22 protein-coding genes are annotated in these 23,929 nt (G+C 37.5%); all 22 read left to right on the top strand.

The features are described 5' to 3' along the window. Positions 1-178: 178 nt before the first annotated feature. Positions 179-2,392 carry a RelA/SpoT family protein gene (locus MKZ30_RS08300; RefSeq protein WP_002357079.1) on the top strand — a complete coding sequence of 738 codons (2,214 nt, stop codon included), beginning with the start codon at positions 179-181 and terminating at the stop codon, positions 2,390-2,392. A 23-nt stretch (positions 2,393-2,415) separates the two neighbouring features. Then, on the top strand, positions 2,416-2,862 hold the full coding sequence (gene dtd, locus MKZ30_RS08295) for a D-aminoacyl-tRNA deacylase (RefSeq protein WP_002357080.1): 447 nt from the start codon (positions 2,416-2,418) through the stop codon (positions 2,860-2,862). A gap of 139 nt (positions 2,863-3,001) precedes the next feature. Then, positions 3,002-3,223 (top strand): hypothetical protein, encoded by a 222-nt coding sequence (locus tag MKZ30_RS08290; protein ID WP_002383130.1) that lies wholly within the window; start codon positions 3,002-3,004, stop codon positions 3,221-3,223. Further along, positions 3,220-4,521 carry a histidine--tRNA ligase gene (gene hisS / locus MKZ30_RS08285; RefSeq protein ID WP_002419687.1) on the top strand — a complete coding sequence of 434 codons (1,302 nt, stop codon included), beginning with the start codon at positions 3,220-3,222 and terminating at the stop codon, positions 4,519-4,521. Before MKZ30_RS08290 ends, hisS begins: the two co-directional genes overlap by 4 nt. Before the next feature lie 17 nt (positions 4,522-4,538). Next, positions 4,539-6,308, top strand: a complete 1,770-nt coding sequence (aspS, locus tag MKZ30_RS08280; RefSeq protein ID WP_002360034.1) for an aspartate--tRNA ligase — start codon at positions 4,539-4,541, stop codon at positions 6,306-6,308. A 153-nt stretch (positions 6,309-6,461) separates the two neighbouring features. Then, positions 6,462-7,298 (top strand): bifunctional hydroxymethylpyrimidine kinase/phosphomethylpyrimidine kinase, encoded by an 837-nt coding sequence (locus tag MKZ30_RS08275; protein WP_050444139.1) that lies wholly within the window; start codon positions 6,462-6,464, stop codon positions 7,296-7,298. Then, positions 7,282-7,788: an ECF transporter S component gene (locus MKZ30_RS08270; RefSeq protein ID WP_002395212.1), complete on the top strand. Its 507-nt coding sequence runs from the start codon at positions 7,282-7,284 to the stop codon at positions 7,786-7,788. Before MKZ30_RS08275 ends, MKZ30_RS08270 begins: the two co-directional genes overlap by 17 nt. Next, on the top strand, positions 7,785-8,354 hold the full coding sequence (locus MKZ30_RS08265) for a TIGR01440 family protein (RefSeq protein WP_002365825.1): 570 nt from the start codon (positions 7,785-7,787) through the stop codon (positions 8,352-8,354). Before MKZ30_RS08270 ends, MKZ30_RS08265 begins: the two co-directional genes overlap by 4 nt. A gap of 142 nt (positions 8,355-8,496) precedes the next feature. Continuing rightward, a complete protein-coding gene (locus MKZ30_RS08260; protein WP_002357090.1) occupies positions 8,497-9,375 on the top strand; it encodes a YitT family protein in 879 nt (292 codons plus the stop codon). A gap of 420 nt (positions 9,376-9,795) precedes the next feature. Beyond that, positions 9,796-10,833, top strand: a complete 1,038-nt coding sequence (locus tag MKZ30_RS08255; RefSeq protein ID WP_033600644.1) for a sugar-binding transcriptional regulator — start codon at positions 9,796-9,798, stop codon at positions 10,831-10,833. Positions 10,834-10,872: 39 nt separating this feature from the next. Beyond that, the gene (gene gap, locus MKZ30_RS08250) at positions 10,873-11,874 is read left to right on the top strand and encodes a type I glyceraldehyde-3-phosphate dehydrogenase (RefSeq protein ID WP_002357093.1); all 1,002 of its coding nucleotides are present in this window, start codon (positions 10,873-10,875) and stop codon (positions 11,872-11,874) included. A gap of 126 nt (positions 11,875-12,000) precedes the next feature. Beyond that, complete coding sequence (locus tag MKZ30_RS08245) at positions 12,001-13,194, top strand: phosphoglycerate kinase (protein ID WP_002357094.1); 1,194 nt, start codon at positions 12,001-12,003, stop codon at positions 13,192-13,194. A gap of 48 nt (positions 13,195-13,242) precedes the next feature. Further along, positions 13,243-13,998: a triose-phosphate isomerase gene (gene tpiA, locus MKZ30_RS08240; protein ID WP_002362045.1), complete on the top strand. Its 756-nt coding sequence runs from the start codon at positions 13,243-13,245 to the stop codon at positions 13,996-13,998. Positions 13,999-14,129: 131 nt separating this feature from the next. Next, the gene (eno, locus tag MKZ30_RS08235) at positions 14,130-15,428 is read left to right on the top strand and encodes a phosphopyruvate hydratase (RefSeq protein WP_002357098.1); all 1,299 of its coding nucleotides are present in this window, start codon (positions 14,130-14,132) and stop codon (positions 15,426-15,428) included. Positions 15,429-15,781: 353 nt separating this feature from the next. Continuing rightward, complete coding sequence (gene tcpF, locus MKZ30_RS08230; protein WP_002360036.1) at positions 15,782-16,606, top strand: NAD(+) hydrolase TcpF; 825 nt, start codon at positions 15,782-15,784, stop codon at positions 16,604-16,606. A gap of 16 nt (positions 16,607-16,622) precedes the next feature. Next, positions 16,623-17,984 carry a deoxyguanosinetriphosphate triphosphohydrolase gene (locus tag MKZ30_RS08225; protein WP_002419683.1) on the top strand — a complete coding sequence of 454 codons (1,362 nt, stop codon included), beginning with the start codon at positions 16,623-16,625 and terminating at the stop codon, positions 17,982-17,984. A gap of 211 nt (positions 17,985-18,195) precedes the next feature. Next, complete coding sequence (locus tag MKZ30_RS08220) at positions 18,196-18,411, top strand: hypothetical protein (protein ID WP_002357102.1); 216 nt, start codon at positions 18,196-18,198, stop codon at positions 18,409-18,411. A gap of 144 nt (positions 18,412-18,555) precedes the next feature. After that, on the top strand, positions 18,556-21,327 hold the full coding sequence (locus MKZ30_RS08215) for a sigma-54-dependent transcriptional regulator (protein WP_010816613.1): 2,772 nt from the start codon (positions 18,556-18,558) through the stop codon (positions 21,325-21,327). Between the two features lie 71 nt (positions 21,328-21,398). Next, a complete protein-coding gene (locus MKZ30_RS08210; protein ID WP_002389037.1) occupies positions 21,399-21,818 on the top strand; it encodes a PTS sugar transporter subunit IIA in 420 nt (139 codons plus the stop codon). Between the two features lie 11 nt (positions 21,819-21,829). Continuing rightward, on the top strand, positions 21,830-22,300 hold the full coding sequence (locus MKZ30_RS08205) for a PTS sugar transporter subunit IIB (protein WP_002369184.1): 471 nt from the start codon (positions 21,830-21,832) through the stop codon (positions 22,298-22,300). A gap of 15 nt (positions 22,301-22,315) precedes the next feature. Next, complete coding sequence (locus MKZ30_RS08200) at positions 22,316-23,107, top strand: PTS mannose/fructose/sorbose/N-acetylgalactosamine transporter subunit IIC (protein ID WP_002419681.1); 792 nt, start codon at positions 22,316-22,318, stop codon at positions 23,105-23,107. After that, a complete protein-coding gene (locus tag MKZ30_RS08195) occupies positions 23,088-23,921 on the top strand; it encodes a PTS system mannose/fructose/sorbose family transporter subunit IID (RefSeq protein WP_002383120.1) in 834 nt (277 codons plus the stop codon). The genes MKZ30_RS08200 and MKZ30_RS08195 overlap by 20 nt, the downstream gene beginning before the upstream one ends. Positions 23,922-23,929 lie beyond the last annotated feature (8 nt).

Here is a 23,929-nt window from a genome sequence, read left to right as displayed (position 1 = left end):
CTTTGAATAAACAGAGAGTAAAAAAGCGACAGTGATTGAAATTTAAGGGAAATTTAGTATAATAGAGTTGTTGAAAGTGCTACTGTTTCAAGTGGTACTTTTCTTTTTTATTAAAATAGATAAAACGTGAACGAAGTGTTCTTTATCCAAAGGTCACCTTCATAGAGGAGTGAATACCATGCCAAAAGAAGAAATACTGACAGGCCCAGCGGTCATCAAAATTGTAAGTACCTATATGGGACCAGAACATGTTGAGTTGGTTCAAAAAGCATTAACTTATGCTGAAAAAGCACACGAAGGTCAAGTCCGACAATCAGGTGAACCTTACATCATCCATCCGATTCAAGTGGCAGGCATTCTGGCTGAATTACATATGGATCCCCATACTGTAGCAACAGGATTTTTACATGATGTTGTCGAAGATACGGACGTAACACTGGACGATTTAAAAGAAGAATTTGGCGAAGACATCGCAATGTTAGTCGATGGCGTAACGAAACTAGGAAAAATTAAATATAAATCTCATGAAGAACAATTAGCTGAAAATCATCGGAAAATGTTATTGGCAATGGCGCAAGATTTACGGGTTATTATGGTGAAACTAGCCGATCGTTTGCACAATATGCGCACATTAAAACATTTACGTGAAGATAAGCAACGACGGATTGCACAAGAAACTTTAGAAATTTATGCGCCTTTAGCACATCGCTTAGGGATTAGTCGAATTAAATGGGAATTAGAAGATACGGCCTTACGTTATATTAACCCCAACCAATACTATCGAATTGTTAATTTGATGCAAAGCAAACGCGATGAACGTGAAGCTTATGTGGCAGAAGCAGTCGAAGATATTCGTTTAGCTACGGAAGATTTAGAAATTTACGCAGAAATATATGGTCGACCAAAACATATTTATTCAATCTATCGTAAAATGAAGGACCAAAAGAAACAGTTTAATGAAATCTATGACTTATTAGCGATTCGTGTTATTGTCGATTCCATTAAAGATTGCTATGCCGTGTTAGGGGCGATTCATACACGTTGGACACCAATGCCAGGTCGCTTTAAAGATTATATTGCTATGCCAAAAGCGAATATGTATCAATCTATCCATACGACAGTTATTGGGCCAAAAGGGAATCCAGTAGAGGTCCAAATTCGGACCCATGAGATGCACCAAATCGCCGAATTTGGGGTGGCGGCTCACTGGGCCTATAAAGAAGGCAAAGCGGAAAAAATTGAAACAGATGAACTGACGAAGCAAGTCGATTGGTTCCATGAAATTATTGAATTACAAGATGAAAGCTATGATGCTTCTGAATTTATGCAAGGTGTGAAAGAAGACATTTTTAGCGACAAAGTCTATGTCTTTACGCCAAGTGGAGATGTAACCGAACTGCCAAAAGGCTCCGGACCACTAGATTTTGCCTACAGCATTCATACTGAAATTGGGAATAAAACAACCGGTGCGAAGGTCAACGGCAAAATGGTACAGTTAGACTATGTCCTAAAAAATGGGGATATTATTGAAGTCTTAACATCACCGAATTCTTTCGGACCTAGTCGCGACTGGCTGAAAATGGTTAAAACAAGTAAAGCCAAAAATAAAATCAAACGTTTCTTTAAAGAACAAGACCGTGAAGATAACATTATTAAAGGGCATGATGCTGTCATTAAATACATGACAGAAATCGGCTTTACACCGAAAGAATTTTTAACGAAGAATAAAATGGCGGAAGTGCTAGATAAATTTAAATTTCAAACGGAAGATGATTTATTTGCGGCAGTAGGTTATGGCGAAGTAAGTGCGCAAGTAGTGTGCAATCGTTTAACAGAAAAAGAACGCCGCGAACAAGAGTTGGAACGCCAACGTCAAGAAGCAGAAGAGTTGTTAAATCAGCCAGCTAAAAAAGAATCAGAAAAAATGAAAGTTCGTCATGAAGGCGGCATCGTGATTCAAGGGGTGGACAACCTATTGATTCGTTTAAGCCGCTGTTGTAATCCAGTGCCTGGTGATGAAATCGTTGGTTACATTACCAAAGGACGGGGCGTTTCAATTCATCGTGCGGACTGTCCTAACGTACAACATCAAGAAGAACTAGCACAACGTCTAATTGAAGTTGAGTGGGAAGATACCGAGCACAGTCGCAAAGAATACGCTGCCGATTTGGAGATTTACGGCTATGATCGTAGTGGCTTACTTAGTGATGTTTTACAAGTCATTAGTTCGATGACAAAAAATTTAGTCGGCGTTGAAGCTCGTCCATCCAAAGATAAGATGGCCCAGATTCATGTCACTGTGAAAATTCAAAACCTTTCTCATTTAAAAACCATCGTTGACAAAATTAAAAGTGTACCAGATGTTTATAGTGTTCGTCGAACCAATGGGTAAGTGTTAAAAGTGAGGCAAAAAAGATGAAAGTAGTTATTCAAAGAGTCAGTCAAGCACAAGTTGCGATAGAAGAGCAGATAGTGGGACAAATCAAACAAGGCTTCATGGTGCTGGTGGGCATTCATCAAGAAGACACGCCAGAAGATGTGGCTTATGTTGTTGGCAAAATCAGTAAATTACGTGTTTTTGAAGATGACGAAGGAAAAATGAATCGCAGCATTCAAGAGATTGAAGGATCAATTCTGAGTATCTCTCAATTTACCCTCTATGCAAAAACTAAAAAAGGCAATCGTCCCAGTTTTATTGAAGCGGCTCGTCCAGATGTGGCGATTCCTTTGTATGAATTATTTAATCAACAATTAGAAGCAGAAGGAATAGCGGTAGCCACAGGAGAATTTGGCGCGGATATGCAAGTATCGTTGACCAATGATGGTCCAGTGACCATTGTGATTGATACACGAGAAAAATAATTGATTTTCCTGTCGGAACCCCTTGACTTTCTAAGAGAACTTTAGTAGTTTATAGATAATATTAAAAATCTACGAAGGAACGAGTAAGTTTCATCTGTCTGCGAAGAGAGAGTTGCCGTGGCTGAGAGCAACTTCAACAGTGAAAGTGAAAGACATTCTGGAGATGGACGGAAGAAAAGCCGTCCCGTTACGAGCGTTAATCGTTGAGGAAAGAGTAAAATCTTTCAAAACTAGGTGGTACCGTGTAAAAGAGACTTTTACGCCCTTGTATGTTCAACATACAAGGGCTTTTTTCATTTTTAGAAAAAAGAAAATGGCGCACACATTTTTGTGGAATGATAGAAGGAGAGAAAGACAATGAGTTATCAAAAACCAAAAGGAACAAACGATATTTTGCCAGGAACTTCTGAAAAATGGCAATTTGTGGAAGAAACAGCTCGTTTGATTTTTAAAGATTATCAATACCAAGAAATCAGAACCCCGATTTTTGAACATTATGAAGTGATATCTCGCAGTGTTGGCGATACTACAGATATTGTTTCAAAAGAAATGTATGATTTTTATGATAAAGGAGACCGTCACGTGACGCTACGTCCTGAGGGGACAGCGCCAATTGTTCGGGCCTTCGTTGAAAATAAATTATATGGTCCGGAATATACGAAACCATATAAAACCTATTACATGGGGCCAATGTTCCGCTATGAACGCCCACAAGCTGGTCGTTTGCGTCAATTCCATCAAATTGGTGTGGAAGCATTTGGTAGTGAAAACCCAGCATTGGATGTTGAAATTATGGCTATGGCTTTGGACTTCTTCAAACAATTAGGCATCCAACAAATCAAATTAGTTATTAATTCCTTGGGGGATAAAGAAACACGTGCTACGTACCGTCAAGCATTAATCGATTATTTAGAGCCCCATATGGCAGAATTAAGCGAGGATTCACAACGTCGCTTACACGAAAATCCATTGCGGGTGTTAGACAGCAAAGATAAAAAAGACAAGGTGATTGTCGCAGAAGCACCCTCCATTTTAGATTATTTAAATGAACCATCTAAAGCACATTTTGAAGCAGTAACTGATATGTTAGATTTACTAGAAATTCCTTATGAAATTGATAGTAATATGGTTCGCGGACTGGATTATTACACACACACAATTTTTGAGATTATGAGTGAAGCGCCTAAAATGGGTGCGCAATCAACTATTTGTGCAGGAGGCCGATACAATGGTTTAGTTGAAGAATTAGGCGGCCCAGACACACCAGGTTTTGGTTTTGGTATGGGCATTGAGCGAGTGTTGTTAACAATGGAAGCTGAAGAAGTTGTGATTCCAGCGTTATCTGAATTAGACGCATATGTGGTTGGCATTGGTTCAGAAACAAACGTCGCAGCTTTGCAACTTGTTCAAAGCATTCGTAACTTTGGTTTCTCAGCTGATCGTGATTACATGAATCGCAAACCAAAAGCGCAATTTAAAACGGCCGATAAATTACAAGCAAAATTAGTTTTAACAATCGGTGAAAATGAATTGAATGAAGGCATTGTCAACGTAAAATCAATGGCAACACGCGAAGAAAAATCCTTCCCGTTAAGTGCTATTCATGATTCATTTGATGAAGTGTATGACGAAATGATGACAAAAATGATTGAAGAATAAAAAGGAGAGATTGAGAAATGGCAAAACGCACAACCTATTGCGGCAATGTATCTGCCGAATTTATTGAAAAAGAAGTTGTATTAAAAGGATGGGTTCAAAAACGTCGTGACTTAGGAGGCGTTATCTTTATTGATTTACGTGACCGTGAAGGAATCGTCCAAGTGGTCTTTAACCCAGAAAAGTCAAAAGAAGCATGGGAAATTGCTGATAAATGTCGTAGTGAATACGTCATCGAAGTTAAAGGTCAAGTCGTTTATCGTGATAAAGAAGCGATTAATCCAAAAATGAAAACTGGCGAGTTTGAAGTGATGGCGACTGACATTACGATTTTAAATACTGCGAAAACAACGCCATTTACCATTGAAGATGACAATAACGTTAATGACGAATTGCGCATGAAATATCGTTATTTAGATTTACGTCGTCCATCAATGACAAACAACATTAAATTACGTCACCAAGTAACGAAAACAATCCGTCACTATTTAGATAATCATGACTTTTTAGACATTGAAACTCCTTATTTAGGCAAATCAACACCAGAAGGCGCTCGCGATTATTTGGTTCCTTCTCGTGTCCATGCCGGTCATTTTTATGCTTTACCACAATCACCACAACTCTTTAAACAATTATTAATGGGGGCAGGCTTCGATCGCTATTACCAAATCGTTCGCTGTTTCCGTGATGAAGATTTACGAGGCGACCGTCAGCCAGAATTTACACAAATCGATATCGAAACGACCTTTTTAACACCAGAAGAAATTCAAACATATACAGAAAATATGTTGGCTGAAGTGATGAAAGAGACAAAAGGAATTGAGATTTCTGTTCCGTTTCCACGAATGAGCTATGACGAAGCAATGGCACGCTATGGTAGCGATAAACCCGACACTCGTTTTGCTATGGAATTAATTGATGTTGCAGATGTAGTGAAAGACGTAGACTTCAAAGTTTTCCAAGCAGCGTTGGAAAATGGTGGACATGTGAAGGCTTTGAATGCAAAAGGCGCCGCAGATAAGTATTCTCGTAAAGATATGGATAACTTAGGTAAGTATGTGAGTCAATTTGGTGCAAAAGGCTTAGCTTGGTTAAAAGTTGAAGAAGATGGCTTAAAAGGACCGATTGCTAAATTCTTAACAGAAGTTAGTGATGAATTAATTGCTGCTACCAATGCAGAAGTCGGTGATATTTTAATGTTTGGTGCCGATAAACCTGAAATCGTAGCCGCTGCTTTAGGTGCGGTACGTACACGTTTAGGTAAAGAATTAGGTTTAATTGATGAATCGAAATTCAATTTCTTGTGGATTGTGGATTGGCCGTTGTTTGAATATGATGAAGAAGCTGGTCGCTATGTTTCTGCTCATCATCCATTTACACAACCAAAAGCAGAGGATGTGGCCCGCTTAGCAACAGACCCAGCCTCTGTGTATGCTGAAGCTTACGATGTTGTCTTAAACGGCTACGAATTAGGTGGCGGCTCATTACGGATCCATACACGAGAATTACAAGAAAAAATGTTTGAAACGTTAGGTTTTACAAAAGAAGAAGCACAAGACCAATTTGGTTTCTTGCTAGACGCATTAGATTACGGCTTCCCGCCACATGGAGGGATTGCTTTAGGGCTAGACCGCTTAGCAATGCTATTGGCTGGGGAAGAAAATATTCGTGAAGTGATTGCCTTCCCTAAAAACGGGAAAGCAATTGACCCAATGAACAACGCACCAAGTTTAGTTTCTCCATTACAATTGTTTGAATTAAACATTGATGTAACAGCCATTGACGAATAAGTGTTAAATCCAAAGAAAGAGTGACTTCATTGACGGATGAGGTCACTCTTTTTTTGGAAAGGAAAAAGATAACGAAAGACTTAAAAAGTGGCTGAGCTAAAAATCTGCCAATTGGCTGTTTTTTCTTTTTAGAAAACTTTGTATGATAACTGAGTGTATAAAGGAGCGAAACAAATGACAAAAATAATTTTAACAATTGGCGGTTCCGATCCTTTTTCAGGTGGCGGGATTCAAACAGATTTAAAAACGTTTGAAAATCATCAAGTCTTTGGCTTATCAACTTTAACTTGCCTTGCTACAGCCCCCAAGAATCATTTTCAGATTCATGACCTTGAGACTTTTTTGGTGAAAGAGCAACTCGCTTCCATACCTGCCGGGAGTTTAGACGGCATCAAGATTGGCTTGATTCACAGTGAAGAAAGTATGTTACAAATTGCAACCTTTTTGAAAAAGCACGCAGGTCTGCCGGTGGTGTTGGATCCTGTCTTGGCTTTTAAAGAAACGACTTCAGTTTATGAAAAAAGATACATGCAGTTATTGATTGAAAAACTTTTTCCATTCGCAACGATTATAACGCCTAATTTAAAAGAAGCAGAATTACTCATTGGCAGAAAATTAACAACCGTTGAAGAAGTCCAACAAGCGGCGGAAGAGTTAAACTCTTTAGGAGCGGCAACGGTGGTGATTAAAGGTGGTAATCGTTGGCTTGGCCAAGAAGCACGTGACTTTTTTTATGATGGACAACAACATATTCAATTGGTCAAAGAAAAAGTAATGGCCCACACCATTGATGGCGCTGGTTGTTCCTTTGCCTCTGCAATTGGTGCGAATTTAGTTAAAGGATATCCGTTAATTGAAGCAGTTGATTTAGCAAAAACATACGTTCATGAAGCCATTGTTTCTGGGGTCCAGCTAAATGCAGCTTTTGGAAGTGTGTGGCATGAAGGATTACTAGCAGGAGGTGTGGCGGATAATGACAAGAAAAATTAGTCTATATGCAGTAATTACCGCTTTAACAGTGGCTGTGTCAATGGTCTTTATTATCCCCGTCCCAGCAACAAATGGCTTTGTTACATTGGCGGATGCAGGGATTTACATTGCTAGTTTACTTTTTGGTCCGATTGGTGGCTTGACAGTCGGAGCTTTAAGCGGTGGTTTAATTGATTTATTGTCAGGCTATCCACAATGGTTCGTTTTTTCGTTATTGATTCATGGCGGACAAGGGTGGTTAGCAGGTCACTTCTTTAATAAAAGTAAAAAGATGCAAACGCTAGGATTACTTTTAGCCAGTCTCCTCATGATTAGCGGGTATGCTTTAGCGACTAGCTGGCTTTACGGCGTGGGTGCGGGGATTGCCTCTTTACCAGGGAATATCATTCAATCCTTATTTGGGGTGATTGTAGCATTGCCCCTTAGTCAAACATTAAAACGTGTGTTACCAAAAAATGGTCGTTTAGAAGAAAGAAGGATGAACAAATGACTATCGATGAAAAAATGTTAAAAGAACAGTTAGTGACAATTACAGAAGAAGTCATTACAGCAGGAAATTTACAAAAAGGGGACCTATTTGTTTTAGGTTGTACCACCAGTGAGGTAGTAGGTGGCGTCATTGGTAAAAATTCCAGTGCCGAAGTAGGACAATGGATTGTCTCAACCTTAATTGAACAATTAGACAAAAAAGGCATCTCTTTGGCTGTCCAAGGATGCGAACATATTAATCGTGCTTTAGCGATGGAACGTCGTGTGGCTGAAGAAAAAGGCTTTGAAATTGTCTCTGTAGTACCGCAATTACATGCTGGCGGTTCTTGTTCAGTGGCTGCCTTTGAAAAATTTGATGAACCTGTGGAAGTGGAGCATATTGTTGCTCAAGCAGGGATTGACATTGGCGATACATCTATCGGTATGCATGTAAAACATGTGCAAGTTCCTCTTCGCTTGAGCATTCGAACGTTAGGTGCGGCCCATGTTACAGCATTATATTCTCGTCCTAAATATATTGGTGGACCAAGAGCCCATTATGAAACAACCCAAGAACGAAATCGTTAAGATTTCGTTCTTTTTTCATTTCTATAAACATTTGATGAATCTTCCGTAATTATTATAGGAATCTCTTTTTTTCTCTCGGTAAACCACGTATAATATGAAAAGAAATGTAATTTATTGAAAACCTGAAACGAGGCTATTATTTATGAAAAAAATTTATGACGGACTGCCAGTTCATGACTATACAACAAAATTTTCCGTGTCGATTGTCTATGCTATTCTTGCATCAATTGCCATGAACTTTTTCTATCAACCAGGAAATATTTATTCCAGTGGCTTAACAGGCTTGGCACAAATTTTAACAACCCTCTCAACAAAAATTGTCGGTTTTAATGTGCCTGTCTCCATTACATTGTATCTGTTAAATGTGCCGTTATTCTTTATTGCGTGGAAGAAAATAGGTAAGAAGTTTACAATTTTTACTTTCATTACCGTGACTTTAACTTCATTATTTATGCATATTGTTCCGCAAACGGTGATGACTCAAGATCCAATTATCTGTGCTATTTTTGGTGGGGCGATTTCTGGATCAGGAATTGGTTTTGTTTTAAAAAACGGGGTTTCTTCTGGGGGCTTAGATATTCTAAGCATTACCATTCGGAAAAAAACGGGGCGTTCCGTTGGCTCGATTTCCATTTATTTTAACGCACTAATTGTCTTCGTTGCAGGTTATTTATTTGGCTGGCAGTACATGTTCTACAGTGCGTTATCAATTTTTGTAAGTGGAAAGGTCACAGATGCTGTTTATACTAAGCAAAAGAAAATGCAAGTTATGATTGTCACTAAAAACCCAGATCGAGTCGTGGATGAGATTCAAAAGAAAATGCGCCGTGGTATTACAATTATTCATGAAGCGGAAGGGGCATATCGCCACGACCGCCAAACTGTTTTGCTAACTATTGTGACACGCTTTGAGTTGCCAAGTTTAGAAGCAGCCATGAAAGAAAGCGATCCGAATGCCTTTGTCAGCATCTCAGATAATGTCAAAATTTTAGGACGTTTTTACGAAGAAGATTACAAATAAAAGGATATGAAGCAACGAGAGAATGGCTGTGTCTATTCTTTCGTTGCTTTTTTTGAAAAATAAGTAAAAAAATGCTTTGTGTGAGGACCTGAAATTCCCATTTAAACAAGAAGTTAATTGAAAGACGTTCGTGAATTCCTTTGCTTTTGGTTTAATTAAATCTAATTATTCGGAAATAAGTAGCTATTGTTTCTCGCAAACGAATGCTTTGTTTGGATTTGAAAGAAAACGATGAAAAAAGAATCATTTTTATTGAAAAGACCCAAAAAAACTGGTACACTAAGTGTGTAATTGATAAGTACTTTTAATACTGTTATGAATAAATAGTAGGAAAAACGAACATCAATTCTATTTTTTTAAAGTTCATAGGTCGTTTTCAGTCTTACTTGGACATATTTCGACCCACAAAAGGAGCGCATCATGTTAAAAGAATTTAAAATGATTGAAGCAGTTGCTCCAGATATGCTCGATGTATTACAAGAAAGATTCCAAATTCTTCGCAATATTTATTGGATGCAACCTATTGGACGTAGAAGTTTATCAGAAACGATGGGAATTACAGAGCGAGTCTTGCGTACAGAAACAGATGTTTTAAAGCAACTCAACCTGATTGAATCTTCAAAAAGCGGGATGACATTAACAGAACGCGGTTTGGAAGTCTACCAAGGTTTAGAATTAGTCATGAATCAATTGCTTGGTATGCACCAAATCGAAAAAGAAATGACACAGTACTTTGGCATTCAACGTTGTATCGTTGTTGCAGGAGATAGTGATATCCAAAAGAAAGTTCTTTCGGACTTTGGAGATGTCTTAACCAATACGCTGAATTTACTCTTGCCAAATGGTGAGAATACAATTGCGGTTATGGGTGGGACAACAATGGCCATGGTGGCCGAAAATATGGGATCACTAGAAACTGAAAAACGTCATAATTTGTTTGTTCCAGCCAGAGGAGGGATTGGTGAAGCAGTTTCTGTCCAAGCCAATTCAATTAGTGCTGTAATGGCCAACAAAACGGGTGGTAACTACCGGGCGTTATATGTCCCAGAACAATTGAGTCGTGAAACGTATAATAGTTTATTACAAGAACCCTCGATTCAAGAAGTTCTTACGTTAATTAGTCATGCCAACTGTGTGGTGCACAGTATTGGTCGAGCGTTGCACATGGCGGCACGCCGAAAAATGTCTGATGACGAAATGGTTATGCTCAAACAAAAAAATGCCGTGGCAGAATCGTTTGGTTATTTCTTTGATGAAGAAGGAAAAGTGGTCTATAAAATTCCACGAATTGGCCTTCAATTAAAAAACTTACAAGAAATTCCCTATGTCGTCGCAATTGCGGGCGGCAAAACGAAAGCCAAAGCCATTCGCGCATATATGAAAAATGCACCAAAACAAACGTGGCTCATCACAGATGAAGCTGCCGCAAACGAGATTTTAAAAGGGGTAACCCTTTAAAATAAAAAATTTTTGATTTTCATAAGGAGGAAATCTTTAATGACAGTTAAAGTAGGTATTAATGGATTTGGACGTATCGGACGCTTAGCTTTCCGTCGTATCCAAGATGTAGAAGGAATCGAAGTAGTTGCAATCAACGACTTAACAGATGCTAAAATGTTAGCACACTTGTTAAAATATGACACAACTCAAGGCCGTTTCAACGGTACAGTTGAAGTTCACGAAGGTTCATTCAACGTTAACGGCAAAGAAATCAAAGTTTTAGCTAACCGTAACCCTGAAGAATTACCATGGGGCGAATTAGGCGTAGACATCGTTTTAGAATGTACTGGTTTCTTTACTTCTAAAGAAGCTGCTGAAAAACATTTAACTGCTGGTGCAAAACGTGTAGTTATTTCAGCTCCTGGTGGTAACGATGTACCAACAATCGTTTACAACACAAACCATGAAACATTAACTGGAGAAGAAACTGTAATTTCAGGCGCTTCTTGTACTACAAACTGCTTAGCTCCAATGGCTAAAGCTTTACATGACAACTTTGGTGTTGTTGAAGGTTTAATGACAACTATCCACGCTTACACAGGTGACCAAATGACATTAGACGGACCACATCCTAAAGGCGACTTCCGTCGTGCGCGCGCTGCTGCTGCAAACATCGTACCTAACTCAACTGGTGCTGCTAAAGCAATCGGCTTAGTAATCCCAGAATTGAACGGTAAATTAGATGGCGCTGCTCAACGTGTTCCTGTAGCTACTGGTTCATTAACTGAATTAGTTACTGTATTAGACAAAGAAGTTACTGTTGATGAAGTGAATGCAGTAATGGAAAAAGCTGCTAACGAATCTTATGGTTATAACACAGACGAAATCGTTTCTTCTGATATCGTAGGTATGACTTACGGTTCATTATTCGATGCAACTCAAACAAAAGTTATGACAGTTGGCGACAAACAATTAGTTAAAACTGTTGCTTGGTATGACAACGAAATGTCATACACTGCTCAATTAGTTCGTACTTTAGAATACTTCGCTAACTTATAAGATTTATTCTTATCATTAGTGAAATTTGAACAATTGTGAAATAATAAGCGGGGAAGCAACGCGCTTCTCCGCTTTCTTTTTTTAAAAAAGAAAAATCCTAAAATTGACAATACAGGAGGTCTACTCATGGCTAAAAAGACAATTAAAGATGTAGATTTAAAAGACAAAAAAGTCCTTGTCCGTGTTGACTTTAACGTTCCGTTAAAAGATGGCGTGATCACAAACGATAATCGTATCGTAGCGGCTTTACCAACAATCAAATACGTGATTGAAAATGGCGGAAAAGCAATTCTTTTCTCTCATTTAGGTCGTGTAAAAACAGAAGAAGACAAAGCTGGCAAATCATTAAAACCAGTGGCTGAACGTTTAAGCGAATTACTTGGTCAACCAGTTACTTTTGTTCCAGAAACACGTGGTAAAGAATTAGAAGACGCTGTTAACAATATGAAAGACGGCGACGTTTTAGTATTTGAAAACACTCGTTTTGAAGATGTTGACGGCAAAAAAGAAAGCGGCAATGACGCTGAATTGGGTAAATACTGGGCTTCTTTAGGCGATGTATTTGTCAATGATGCTTTTGGTACTGCACACCGTGCACATGCCTCAAACGTTGGAATTGCTTCAACTGGTATCCCAACAGTTGCTGGTTTCTTAATGGAAAAAGAAATTAAATTCATCGGCGAAGCTGTTGAAAATCCAAAACGTCCATTCGTAGCAATCTTGGGTGGCGCAAAAGTTTCTGACAAAATCGCTGTCATTGAAAACCTAATTGAAAAAGCCGACAAAATTTTAATCGGTGGCGGTATGGCTTACACATTCATGAAAGCACAAGGCTATAGTGTTGGTTTATCTTTACTTGAAGAAGATAAAGTGGACTTAGCAAAAAGCTTAATGGAAAAAGCTGGCGACAAATTAGTTTTACCGGTTGATACAGTTGTCTCTAAAGAGTTCAGCAATGACGCTCCTTTCCACACGGTTCCTTCAACTGAAATCCCAGATGATGAAGAAGGCTTGGATATCGGTGAAAAAACAATTGAATTATTCGCTAACGAATTACAAGGTGCGAAAACAGTTGTTTGGAATGGTCCAATGGGCGTATTTGAAATGAGTAACTTTGCCAAAGGAACAATTGGTGTTTGTGAAGCGATTGCTAATTTAGAAGACGCAACAACAATCATCGGTGGCGGGGACTCTGCTGCTGCAGCAATTCAATTAGGCTACGAAAACAAATTCTCTCACATCTCAACAGGTGGCGGAGCAAGTTTAGAATTATTAGAAGGCAAAACTTTACCAGGTTTAGCTTCTATTAACGATAAATAATCAGTTTAAAAGACAATATTTTTAAAAAAAGAAAAGGATGTGCTTTTCATGCGCAAACCAATTATCGCTGGTAACTGGAAAATGAACAAAACTTTAAGCGAAGCACAAAGCTTTGCAGAAGCAGTCAAAAATGCTGTTCCATCAAACGATGTTGTTGACGCTGTGATTGGATCTCCAGCATTATTCTTAGCTCCTTTAGCTTGGAACCTAAAAGATTCTGAAGTGAAATTAGCTGCACAAAACTGCTACTGGGAAAACGCTGGTGCCTTCACTGGTGAAAACTCACCAGCTGCAATTGCAGATTTAGGTGTGAACTATGTGATTATCGGACACTCTGAACGTCGCGAATATTTCCACGAAACAGATGAAGATATCAATAAAAAAGCCAAAGCAATCTTTGCAAATGGTATGACACCAATCTTCTGTTGTGGTGAAACTTTAGAAACGTATGAAGCTGGTAAAACAGCGGAATGGATCGAAGGTCAAATCACTAACGGCTTAGTTGGTTTATCAAACGAACAAGTTGCTTCAATGGTTATCGCTTACGAACCAATCTGGGCAATCGGAACTGGTAAATCTGCAGATGCTAATATTGCAGATGAAATCTGTGGTGTTGTTCGTTCAACAGTTGAAAAATTATACGGCAAAGAAGTTTCTGAAGCTGTTCGTATTCAATACGGTGGTTCTGTTAAACCAGAAAACATCGCTGAATATATGGCAAAAGAAAACGTTGACGGTGCTTTAGTCGGCGGCGCAAGCTTAGAAGCAGATTCATTCTTAGCTTTATTAGATGCTGTAAAATAAGAAATCACTAACGGTAACGTTTTCTCAATGACTTTTGCAAAAAAATGTTTGCATAGTTTGCGAGAATTAACTACAATCATACATGAGGGAATCCCCTTAGTATAAATACAAACTCAAAGGAGAGACAAAACATGTCAATTATTACTGATATTTACGCACGCGAAGTCTTAGACTCACGCGGTAACCCAACAATCGAAGTAGAAGTTTACACTGAAAGCGGAGCTTTCGGCCGTGGAATGGTTCCTTCAGGAGCTTCAACTGGTGAATACGAAGCAGTTGAATTACGTGATGGCGACAAAGCTCGTTACTTAGGTAAAGGTGTTACTAAAGCTGTAGATAACGTAAACAACATCATTGCTGAAGCAATCATCGGTTACGATGTACGCGATCAAATGGCTATCGATAAAGCAATGATCGATTTAGATGGAACTCCTAACAAAGGTAAATTAGGTGCTAACGCTATTCTTGGTGTGTCTATCGCCGTAGCTCGTGCTGCTGCTGATTACCTAGAAGTGCCTTTATATCATTACTTAGGCGGATTCAATACAAAAGTATTACCAACTCCAATGATGAACATCATCAACGGTGGATCACATGCTGACAACAGTATTGACTTCCAAGAATTCATGATCATGCCTGTAGGTGCGCCTACATTCAAAGAAGCTTTACGTATGGGTGCAGAAGTATTCCACGCATTAGCTTCAATCTTAAAAGGTCGCGGCTTAGCTACTTCAGTAGGTGACGAAGGTGGTTTCGCTCCTAACTTAGGTTCAAACGAAGAAGGTTTCGAAGTAATCATCGAAGCTATCGAAAAAGCTGGCTATGTTCCTGGTAAAGACGTTGTTCTTGCTATGGATGCTGCTTCTTCAGAATTCTACGATAAAGAAAAAGGCGTTTACGTTTTAGCTGACTCAGGCGAAGGCGAAAAAACAACTGAAGAAATGATCGCGTTCTACGAAGAATTAGTTTCTAAATACCCAATCATTTCAATCGAAGACGGCTTAGACGAAAACGACTGGGACGGATTCAAAAAATTAACTGAAGTATTAGGCGACAAAGTTCAATTAGTTGGTGACGATTTATTCGTAACAAACACAACTAAATTAGCTGAAGGTATCGAAAAAGGTATCGCTAACTCAATCCTAATCAAAGTTAACCAAATCGGTACTTTAACTGAAACATTTGAAGCAATCGAAATGGCTAAAGAAGCTGGCTACACTGCAGTTGTATCTCACCGTTCTGGTGAAACAGAAGATTCAACAATCTCTGATATCGCTGTTGCAACAAACGCTGGCCAAATCAAAACTGGTTCATTAAGCCGTACTGACCGTATTGCTAAATACAACCAATTATTACGTATTGAAGATCAATTAGGCGATGTAGCTGAATACAAAGGCTTAAAATCTTTCTACAACTTAAAAAACAAATAATTCATTTAATGAATAACGCTTAAAGGGACAATTGGTTAATGAATCAATTCTCCTTATACTCGGACGTAAAAACACGCCTTTCTGCAAAGAAAGGCGTGTTTTTTTATATTTATAAAAATATTGAAAAAAATAGATTGGAAATAATTTCAACCGTACATTGCTCTATAATCACTTGTTTAAAAATAACAAAACATTAACAAAATAACATTATATAAAAAATTAATAAAACAAAATAATTGTTATTTTATAATTTTAGTATTGACTGGTTTCAGATAACGCTGTACGCTTAAAGAAATAGTATATAATTTCACAAAAAAATGAAAACACAAATTTAACTTGGAGGATGTTGAGTAGTGAGCAACGGGAAAAAGATTTTTATTAGTCATAGTTCAAAGGATCAAGAATATGTGGATGCGTTTATCCAATTGTTGAAAAAGTTTGGGTTTCGAACACAGGATATTTTTTATAGTTCCACTATTGAAACAGGTGTACAGCCAGGAGAATTAATTTTTGACACGATTAAAAGGGAGCTAACCAATCAACCTGTCATGCTGTATTTTTTATCTGATCATTATTATCAGAGTATTCCATGTTTAAACGAAATGGGTGCTTCTTGGATGCTATCAGATAAACACTATCCAATTGCGTTAAATAATTTTTCTATGAAAGATATGAAAGGTGTTATTAGCAGTGAGCGTTTGGCGATTGCGTTTAATGATAAGACAAGTACTAATGAAATCAACTGCTTATTAAAAAAGTTATCTCATGACACGGATGTACAAGCTGAGCCAGATTTTGAACTAAACGTTGAGAAAAATATTCAGCCATTCCAAAATAAACTGACACAACTGATTCGGCAAGCAAGTTATTTAAAACCTGATGAAAAGGGATATTTTGAAACGACTCTTAGCACTCATCGTCCTGTGTATGGCACAGCAAAAGGGGTGTATGACTGTTTTAAATTACCTAGCTTAATTGAGCCTAAAAGTTTAGGTTTAGACACGCTATCAGAGGATGAAAGCCATTGGCTATTCTTTTTTCTTACGTGGGGAACTTTTCAAGAAGGCGAAAAAGTGCGGTTTAAATTGAAAAAGGATAAGGCGTATAACAATCGGGAATTTAGTGATATTGGGAAATGTAAAAATATTTACGTCTCTTATTTAGAGAAGGTAGAGTAATTGGAGGAGGTAATAAATGAAAATGAATTGGCGTCAGTTGGTTGGTACATATCGTATTTCTGATAATGGCAAACAATATCAAAATGACTGGTTAAATAAGCAAGTTGATTTAGCCCCAGAACTTCGTAAATCTTTTGATAGTGACTATCGTAGAGTAATTAAAAGTGATGCATTTAGACGTTTACAAGACAAAACACAAGTTTTTCCTTTAGAACGTAATGATTTTGTAAGAACGCGTTTAACGCATAGCTTAGAAGTGGCAATGCATAGCAGGGATATACTTAGATTAGTTATTTCACAGTTGAACGAACGAAACATTGAGGTTATGGAATTATCAGAATGCTATCGGTTGTTAGAAACAGCTGCATTAATCCATGATATTGGCAATCCCCCTTTTGGACATTTTGGGGAAGAAGCCATTCGTATTTGGTTTGAAAAAAATGGTCCTTTGTATGCTTGTTGGTCTGATTTTTCGGAGCAACAACAAAATGATTTTCTTAACTTTGAAGGAAACGCTCAAACCATCCGACTTTTAACAAAACTACATCATGATAATGGGACTTCTAAAGCAGGAATGAAACTAACAGCCACGACATTAGATACAGTTATCAAATATACGGCATCTTCAGATCAATTAAATAAGCAACAGCTTTTGTCTAAAAAAGTTGGCTATTTTTACTCGGAAAAACAAGTCTTTAACGCCATTAAATTTGCGACAGGAACACAAAATAAGCGACACCCATTAGTCTTTTTGTTAGAAGCTTCAGATGATATCGCCTATACTTTTTCAGATATCGAAGATGCCTATAATTATGGTTTATACAGCTATCAAGATTTAAAGCAGTTTGTTGATGCGCAAACAGGAACAAAAAAATTTTTAATGTTAGAAAAAGATAAAACAGAAGAAGCTACCTTACAAGAATTTTTGAGAAAGACACAAAGGGCTGTTTGTCAAAGCGTAGCGAAAAATTTTGCTAATCATTATGACTTAATTATGAGAGGTATCTATCATAATGAAATTATCATTGAAGATTGTGATGAAGTGAAATGCTTTCAGGCATTAAAAAACTTTTCTAGAGCCTATGTTTTTCAAACAAAAACAATTTTGGATCAAGAGGTATTGGGCTTCAATATCATCAATCGTTTACTAGATGAATTTGTTCCAGTCGTACTAAAATACGAAAAAGTTTCCATGAATAAGTATGAGGAGCGAATCTTTAATAATATTTCGGAAAGCGCGAAAGCGTTGTATAGAAGAGAAGCAAAGAACGCTACAGAAGCAGAAAAAGACTATTATCGTTTGAAAATGGCGGTGGACTTTGTATGTAATATGACGGATGGATATGCCAAAAAAGTTTATGATACATTATTCACTTAAAATTTGAGAAAAAGCTTCTCAGCGGTTGCCGCCGCTGAAGAAAACTAGTTCATTGCACAGGCTGATCGTTTCAGTAAAAATTTTAAAGATGCTAGTAATTTCACTGAAAATCGGGTACACTAAAATTAGCTAGTGTAACTAGCAAAAAAGGCAACTGGAATAGATAGGTTGTGCTGTCTATGAAGGGCTTTGTTTGTCAGGTGGTGCTGACATGCAAAGTGCCTTTTTTCTTTTTCTCAACATTTTAAGGACAAAAAACGATTGCAACATGTCACAATCGCTAACCTCGGAGAAAAAGGAATTTTTCTCCAATGGCCATTTCGATAACCTGTTGTGTGTTTCGAAACATTCAGAACGGTGGTGCGTTCTTTCAGTGCCTAATTATCCAATTCGTTTCTTGTTCCTCTATTTACAGTATACTGAATGAAAGCCTATTCTGCAATGATAGAATCAGGTTCCTGTGATTAAATAACATAAAAAATGGGCTCCTTTATATAAAGAAAAATAACAAAAGAAATTTTGAATATTGACGTTTTTTTTAGGTACGTTATGATAAATGAGAGGTGATTTTATGTTAAAAACGCAAATTGTTGATTATTTACGCAATCAAACAGCTTTTTTTGAACCATCTTTAGTCAGTGAAATTTTCACAGCAAGCAATATTGCAACGACATTTTCTATCAAACGAAATACAGCTAGTCACTATTTAAATCAGTTAAACGAAGAAGGAATTCTAGTTAAGATCAATACACGACCAGTTTACTTTTTTCATAAAGAAGCGTTTCAGCAACAAAACTATCTTTTAAAAAGAACTGTTTATCAAAGTTTCCAAGAAATGATCGATGAACAGCCTGTTTTTGATCGCAAAAGTGATTTTTTTCAGTCGGTCATTGGTTATCGCGGTAGTTTAGCCCAGACCATCGAACAATTAAAAATGGCAGCGCTTTATCCAGGCGGTGGATTGCCTGTCTTAATTACAGGTGAAAGTGGTACGGGTAAAAGTTTTTTAGCATCCTTATATTATCAGTTTTGTCTTTCAAAAGAACTACTTGACGATTCAGCACCTTTTGTAACAGTTAATTGTGCGCAATATGCCAACAATCCAGAGCTTTTAACTAGTCAATTATTTGGACATCTTAAAGGCGCTTTTACGGGAGCAGATTCCGATAAAATTGGGGCCTTTCAAAGTGCAGAAGGGGGCGTTTTATTTTTAGATGAAGTTCATCGTTTGAGTCCTGAAGGGCAGGAAAAATTGTTTACATTTTTAGATCAGGGTATTATTTATCGAATGGGTGAAACCAATCGGCCCATTCCTGTTACGTGTCGGTTGTGCTTTGCCACAACTGAAGAAATTTCTAGCACCTTTTTAACGACATTTTTAAGACGAATTCCTATTCAAATTAAAATCCCAAGTCTTGCTGAACGCACTCAAGCGGAAAGAAAACAATTAATTATGCGAGCATTTTATGAGGAACAGCAAGCTATTCAAAAAGCAGTTACTATCACGCCACAAGTTATCCAACTTTTAGAAAACCACCATTATGTAGGCAATGTAGGTGAATTAAGAAATAATATAAAAATTATTACTGCACGCAGCTTTGCCGCCAATCTTGATAAACGTGTTATTCCAATCACTTTGCACGATCTACCGAAAGAATTTCTGGATCAATCAATCAAACTAGCTCCTGATGAAAATGAATTGCCTATTCGTTTAGATGAGCAAACAAATCTGGTTAGTTTGTTAGAGGAAACAGAGCTTGCGCAAAGAAGAATTATCCAGAGTTATGAACGAATCCTTCGTCTTTATGTCTCTCACCATCATCATCTTTCCACTGCTAATAACGACATCTCGAAAGAAATTGAACGCTTATTCGATGATTTATTATTTGAAAAGAAGCGAGAGAAAAATCACGAAATGCTATTGTTTATTACGCAAAATATCCGTCAATTATTGGAAACGATTGAATCGTCTTATCAAATTCGGTTTAATGGCAGTTTAGTCTATGCATTAAGCACCTATCTGTTTCAACGAAGATGTATTGATTGGTTTCCAGAAAAAGAACCTACAACAGTCATTGACGAACTTTTAACAGAAGTTCAAACCAAATTAGCAACTAGTTATGGCTACGCTGAACAACTGTTAACTTTAGTGAAACGTTCATTAGATATTGAACTATCCCAGATGGATCGAATTATTGTCACCATTTATCTTCACTATTCGGGTTCAGTAAAGGAAAGTCACTATCCGAAAGCGGTGATTGTTGCCCACGGATATGCCACAGCAAGTAGTATTGCGAATGTTGCAAATCGGCTGTTAGATGTGCCAATTTTTCAATCGTTTGACATGCCGTTAGATGTTACTCCCAAAAAAATTTCCGAACACTTAATTCACTATATGGAACGTCAAGAAACGAGGAATGGTTTAGTAATTCTTTTTGATATGGGTTCATTGAAAGAAATTTATCAGTATTTTCCGGCAGAAGAAGAAGGTCCTTTTTTATTAATGAATAATGTGACAACAAGCTTGGCTCTGTCTATAGGAGAAGCCATTAAAGACGAAGTTTCTTTTGAAGAATTGCCCCAAAAAGCGTTAACGGTTCATCCAAATGAATGGGAAATCATATTACCTGAAAATAAAACGGAACGTGTCATTTTAACAACGTGTAGTACCGGAATTGGCACAGCCGTTAAAATTAGAGATTTACTTGGAAAAAGTTTACCTGCGGAAGCACAATTAAAGATTATTCCTTGTGAATATAATCAATTACGTAATGCAGAGTCGATCAAAGAAAGTTTTCCAGAATATGAGATTGTCGGCATCATCGGTACAAACAACCCGTCTTCAAATGACCTCCCGTATATCTCTTTAGAAGAGTTGATTGCAGGAAAAGGAATTACGACCCTTTTAGAATGGACAAAGAGAGAATTAACTAAAGATATGCTGTCCTATGTAAATCATGAGTTGATTCGTAACTTTTCATTAGATCGGGTCATTCAATCAGTGACGATTTTAGATACAGAAAAAATTATTCGACAAGTAGAAGTCTTTTTAATTCAATTAGAAGAGCGGTGGCAACAAACAATTCAAAATGATCGTAAATTAGCGGTATATGTCCATGTCAGTTGTTTAATTGAACGATTAATCCGGAATGAACCTATTGAAAATTATAATGGCGCTGAACAACTAAAGCAGTGTCAAAGAACGGTCTTGCAAGAGTTAAAAGAGGCGTTTAGTGTCATTGAAAAAGTTTATAGTGTCAATATACCTGAATCGGAGCTTTTTTATGTCTATGATGTGTTGTTTGGAAAAACGGAGTTTAACAACGCAGAAAGCGATTTTTAAAATAAAAAGGAGGGAGTGCCACTTTTTTGGCACTCTTTTTGCTATATAAAGAAGTAAGTGAGGTGAAGAAAATGGAACGTAAAATTATTCTGGCAACACATGGTAATTTCGCTGCAGGGATTCAGACATCATTAGCTTTAATTTGTGGTGAAACAAAGAATGTGGAATGTCTTTGCGCTTATATGGAACAACCTTATGATTTAGCTAAGACAGTCAAAGACATTTTAAAGAACAATCAACAAAATGAATTAATTGTGATTACAGACCTATTTGGCGGAAGCGTGAATAACGAATTCTTTAATTATGTGGGGAAACAAGCAATGCATTTAATTTCAGGATTAAATTTAGCAACGTTAATTGAAATATATACCCAAATAAATACTGTTGATTCATTAGTTGATTTAGTAAAACGTGCCGTTGAAAACGGACAAGAAAGTCTTTGTTATTGTAACGAGTTATCTAGTAAAGAAATTTTAGAAGAAGAATTTTAGGAGGAAATGAAATGATTAAATTGTTAAGAGTCGATCATCGCTTGTTACATGGTCAAGTGGCTTTTTCATGGACCCAAGGCTTAGGCGCCGATTGTATTTTAATCGCAAATGATGACGTACCTAAAAATGATATTCGAAAAACAACCATTAAGCTAGCTAAGCCAGCAGGAGTAAAACTGGTCATTAAAACGATTGAAGATGCGATTGCCGCACTAAAAAGTGGTGTTACAGAAAAATACAAACTTTTTATTGTAGTTGAGAGTGTGGAAGATGCTTATCGATTGGCTACTGCTTATCCAGAAATAAAAGAAATTAACTTAGGAGGGATGAAAGTAAGGGAAAATACTCGAAACATTTCTAAAGCAATTAATATTACGCCGGATGAAGAAAAAATGGTTAAAGAATTGGTCGCAAATGGTTGTGAAGTTGAAATTCGACAAGTCCCAAATGACAAAAAAGTAGCAGTATTAAATGTCTTGTAGAAAGGAGAAATACAAATGATAGGACAAGCGATTCTTTTAGGTTGCATCGCTTTTATTGCGCAGTCGGAATATGCTTTAGGAACCTCGTTGCTTTCAAGACCAATTGTAACCGGTTTATTTGTCGGAATTGTATTAGGTGATGTCAAAACGGGCGTAATCATGGGCGCGACCTTAGAGTTAGCTTTCATCGGTTCTTTTTCAGTGGGCGCATCAATCCCACCTGATGTAGTGACTGGTGGGATTCTTGGTACAGCGTTTGCTATTACTGCTGGCGCAGGAACAGAAACAGCCTTAGTCTTAGGCTTGCCAATCGCAACGTTAACGTTGATTCTTAAAAATATTTATTTGGGTTTGCTCATCCCAATCATGAGTCAAAAAGCTGATCAGTATGCTGAAGAAGGAGCATATAAAGGGGTGGAGCGCATGCATTTACTCGCAGGCTTTGGCTTATCGTTCATGCTAGCGCTCATTGTAACTATTTCATTTGCCGTGGGCAGCAACACCATTAAAGGCTTACTTGATCTGATCCCTGAATTTATTCAACATGGGTTGTCTGTTGCAACGGGGATTATTCCAGCGCTAGGATTTGCGATGCTTGCACGCTTACTGATTAACAAACAAGTGGCGCCATATTTCTTTTTAGGTTTTGTCTTAATGGCCTACTTTAAGTTACCTGTAACAGGAGTAGCAATTTTGGGTGCCATTACAGCAGTAATTGTTGTGAATATCATGAATTATGCCAAAGGAAAGAATGAAACAATACAAACAACAAGTGGGGAGGCAATTGATGATGACGAAGACTTCTAAAACTAAGACAGAAAACTTAATTACAAAAAAAGAACTTAATCAAGTCTTTTGGCGTTCATTTCAAATGGAATTTTCATGGAATTATGAACGTCAGATGAATATGGCTTATGTCTATGCCATGATCCCTATTTTAAAGAAATTATATCCTCAAAAAGAAGAGATGGCGGCAGCTTTAAAACGGCATCTTGCTTTCTTTAATACTACGCCGCATATCGTGACGTTTATTTTAGGAATTAATGCTGCAATGGAAGAAGAAAATGTTCTGGATGAAAATTTTGAAGTTGGAACAATCGATAGTATTAAAACCTCGTTAATGGGACCTTTAGCTGGTTTAGGTGATTCCTTTTTCTGGGGAACCTTACGCTTGATTGCAACAGGTGTTGGAACTTCGTTAGCTTTACAAGGGAATGTGTTAGGGCCAATTCTATTTTTACTCATTTTTAACGTCCCCCATGTGATTGTTCGTTATTTACTGAATCGTTGGGGCTATAAATTAGGAACTGGTTTTCTCAAAAAGATTCAAGCAAATGGCATGATGGAAAGTCTCACATTAGGCGCTTCAATAATTGGCTTGATGGTAGTAGGTGCTATGACCGCCTCCATGATTGATTTAACTATCCCGATTACAATCAGCGGAAGTGGGAAAAATGCAGTCACGGTTCAAAATATCTTTGACGATATCATGCCTAAATTATTACCGCTTGCATCTTTTGGTTTTGTTTTTTATTTATTGAAAAAAGAAGTAAAACCTTTAGCGATTTTAGGTGGCATGGCAATTGTCGGAATTCTTGGCTCATTAATTGGTCTATTTTAGGAGGCAAA

Source organism: Enterococcus sp. LX10, from assembly GCF_023539285.1.
Taxonomy (GTDB): Bacteria; Bacillota; Bacilli; order Lactobacillales; family Enterococcaceae; genus Enterococcus; species Enterococcus faecalis.
This window is presented reverse-complemented; position numbering and strand designations above follow the sequence as displayed.

Excerpts from the sequence above, each read along its gene's own strand:
- aspS (WP_002360034.1), top strand. The coding sequence starts at position 4,539 with ATGGCAAAACGCACAACCTATTGCGGCAATGTATCTGCCGAATTTATT.
- gap (WP_002357093.1), top strand. The coding sequence starts at position 10,873 with ATGACAGTTAAAGTAGGTATTAATGGATTTGGACGTATCGGACGCTTA.
- MKZ30_RS08210 (WP_002389037.1), top strand. The coding sequence starts at position 21,399 with ATGGAACGTAAAATTATTCTGGCAACACATGGTAATTTCGCTGCAGGG.
- eno (WP_002357098.1), top strand. The coding sequence starts at position 14,130 with ATGTCAATTATTACTGATATTTACGCACGCGAAGTCTTAGACTCACGC.
- MKZ30_RS08215 (WP_010816613.1), top strand. The coding sequence starts at position 18,556 with ATGTTAAAAACGCAAATTGTTGATTATTTACGCAATCAAACAGCTTTT.
- MKZ30_RS08220 (WP_002357102.1), top strand. The coding sequence starts at position 18,196 with ATGCAAAGTGCCTTTTTTCTTTTTCTCAACATTTTAAGGACAAAAAAC.
- MKZ30_RS08255 (WP_033600644.1), top strand. The coding sequence starts at position 9,796 with ATGTTAAAAGAATTTAAAATGATTGAAGCAGTTGCTCCAGATATGCTC.
- tpiA (WP_002362045.1), top strand. The coding sequence starts at position 13,243 with ATGCGCAAACCAATTATCGCTGGTAACTGGAAAATGAACAAAACTTTA.
- MKZ30_RS08195 (WP_002383120.1), top strand. The coding sequence starts at position 23,088 with ATGATGACGAAGACTTCTAAAACTAAGACAGAAAACTTAATTACAAAA.
- MKZ30_RS08300 (WP_002357079.1), top strand. The coding sequence starts at position 179 with ATGCCAAAAGAAGAAATACTGACAGGCCCAGCGGTCATCAAAATTGTA.
- MKZ30_RS08225 (WP_002419683.1), top strand. The coding sequence starts at position 16,623 with ATGAAAATGAATTGGCGTCAGTTGGTTGGTACATATCGTATTTCTGAT.
- MKZ30_RS08270 (WP_002395212.1), top strand. The coding sequence starts at position 7,282 with ATGACAAGAAAAATTAGTCTATATGCAGTAATTACCGCTTTAACAGTG.
- hisS (WP_002419687.1), top strand. The coding sequence starts at position 3,220 with ATGAGTTATCAAAAACCAAAAGGAACAAACGATATTTTGCCAGGAACT.
- MKZ30_RS08200 (WP_002419681.1), top strand. The coding sequence starts at position 22,316 with ATGATAGGACAAGCGATTCTTTTAGGTTGCATCGCTTTTATTGCGCAG.
- MKZ30_RS08260 (WP_002357090.1), top strand. The coding sequence starts at position 8,497 with ATGAAAAAAATTTATGACGGACTGCCAGTTCATGACTATACAACAAAA.
- MKZ30_RS08245 (WP_002357094.1), top strand. The coding sequence starts at position 12,001 with ATGGCTAAAAAGACAATTAAAGATGTAGATTTAAAAGACAAAAAAGTC.
- MKZ30_RS08205 (WP_002369184.1), top strand. The coding sequence starts at position 21,830 with ATGATTAAATTGTTAAGAGTCGATCATCGCTTGTTACATGGTCAAGTG.
- MKZ30_RS08265 (WP_002365825.1), top strand. The coding sequence starts at position 7,785 with ATGACTATCGATGAAAAAATGTTAAAAGAACAGTTAGTGACAATTACA.
- dtd (WP_002357080.1), top strand. The coding sequence starts at position 2,416 with ATGAAAGTAGTTATTCAAAGAGTCAGTCAAGCACAAGTTGCGATAGAA.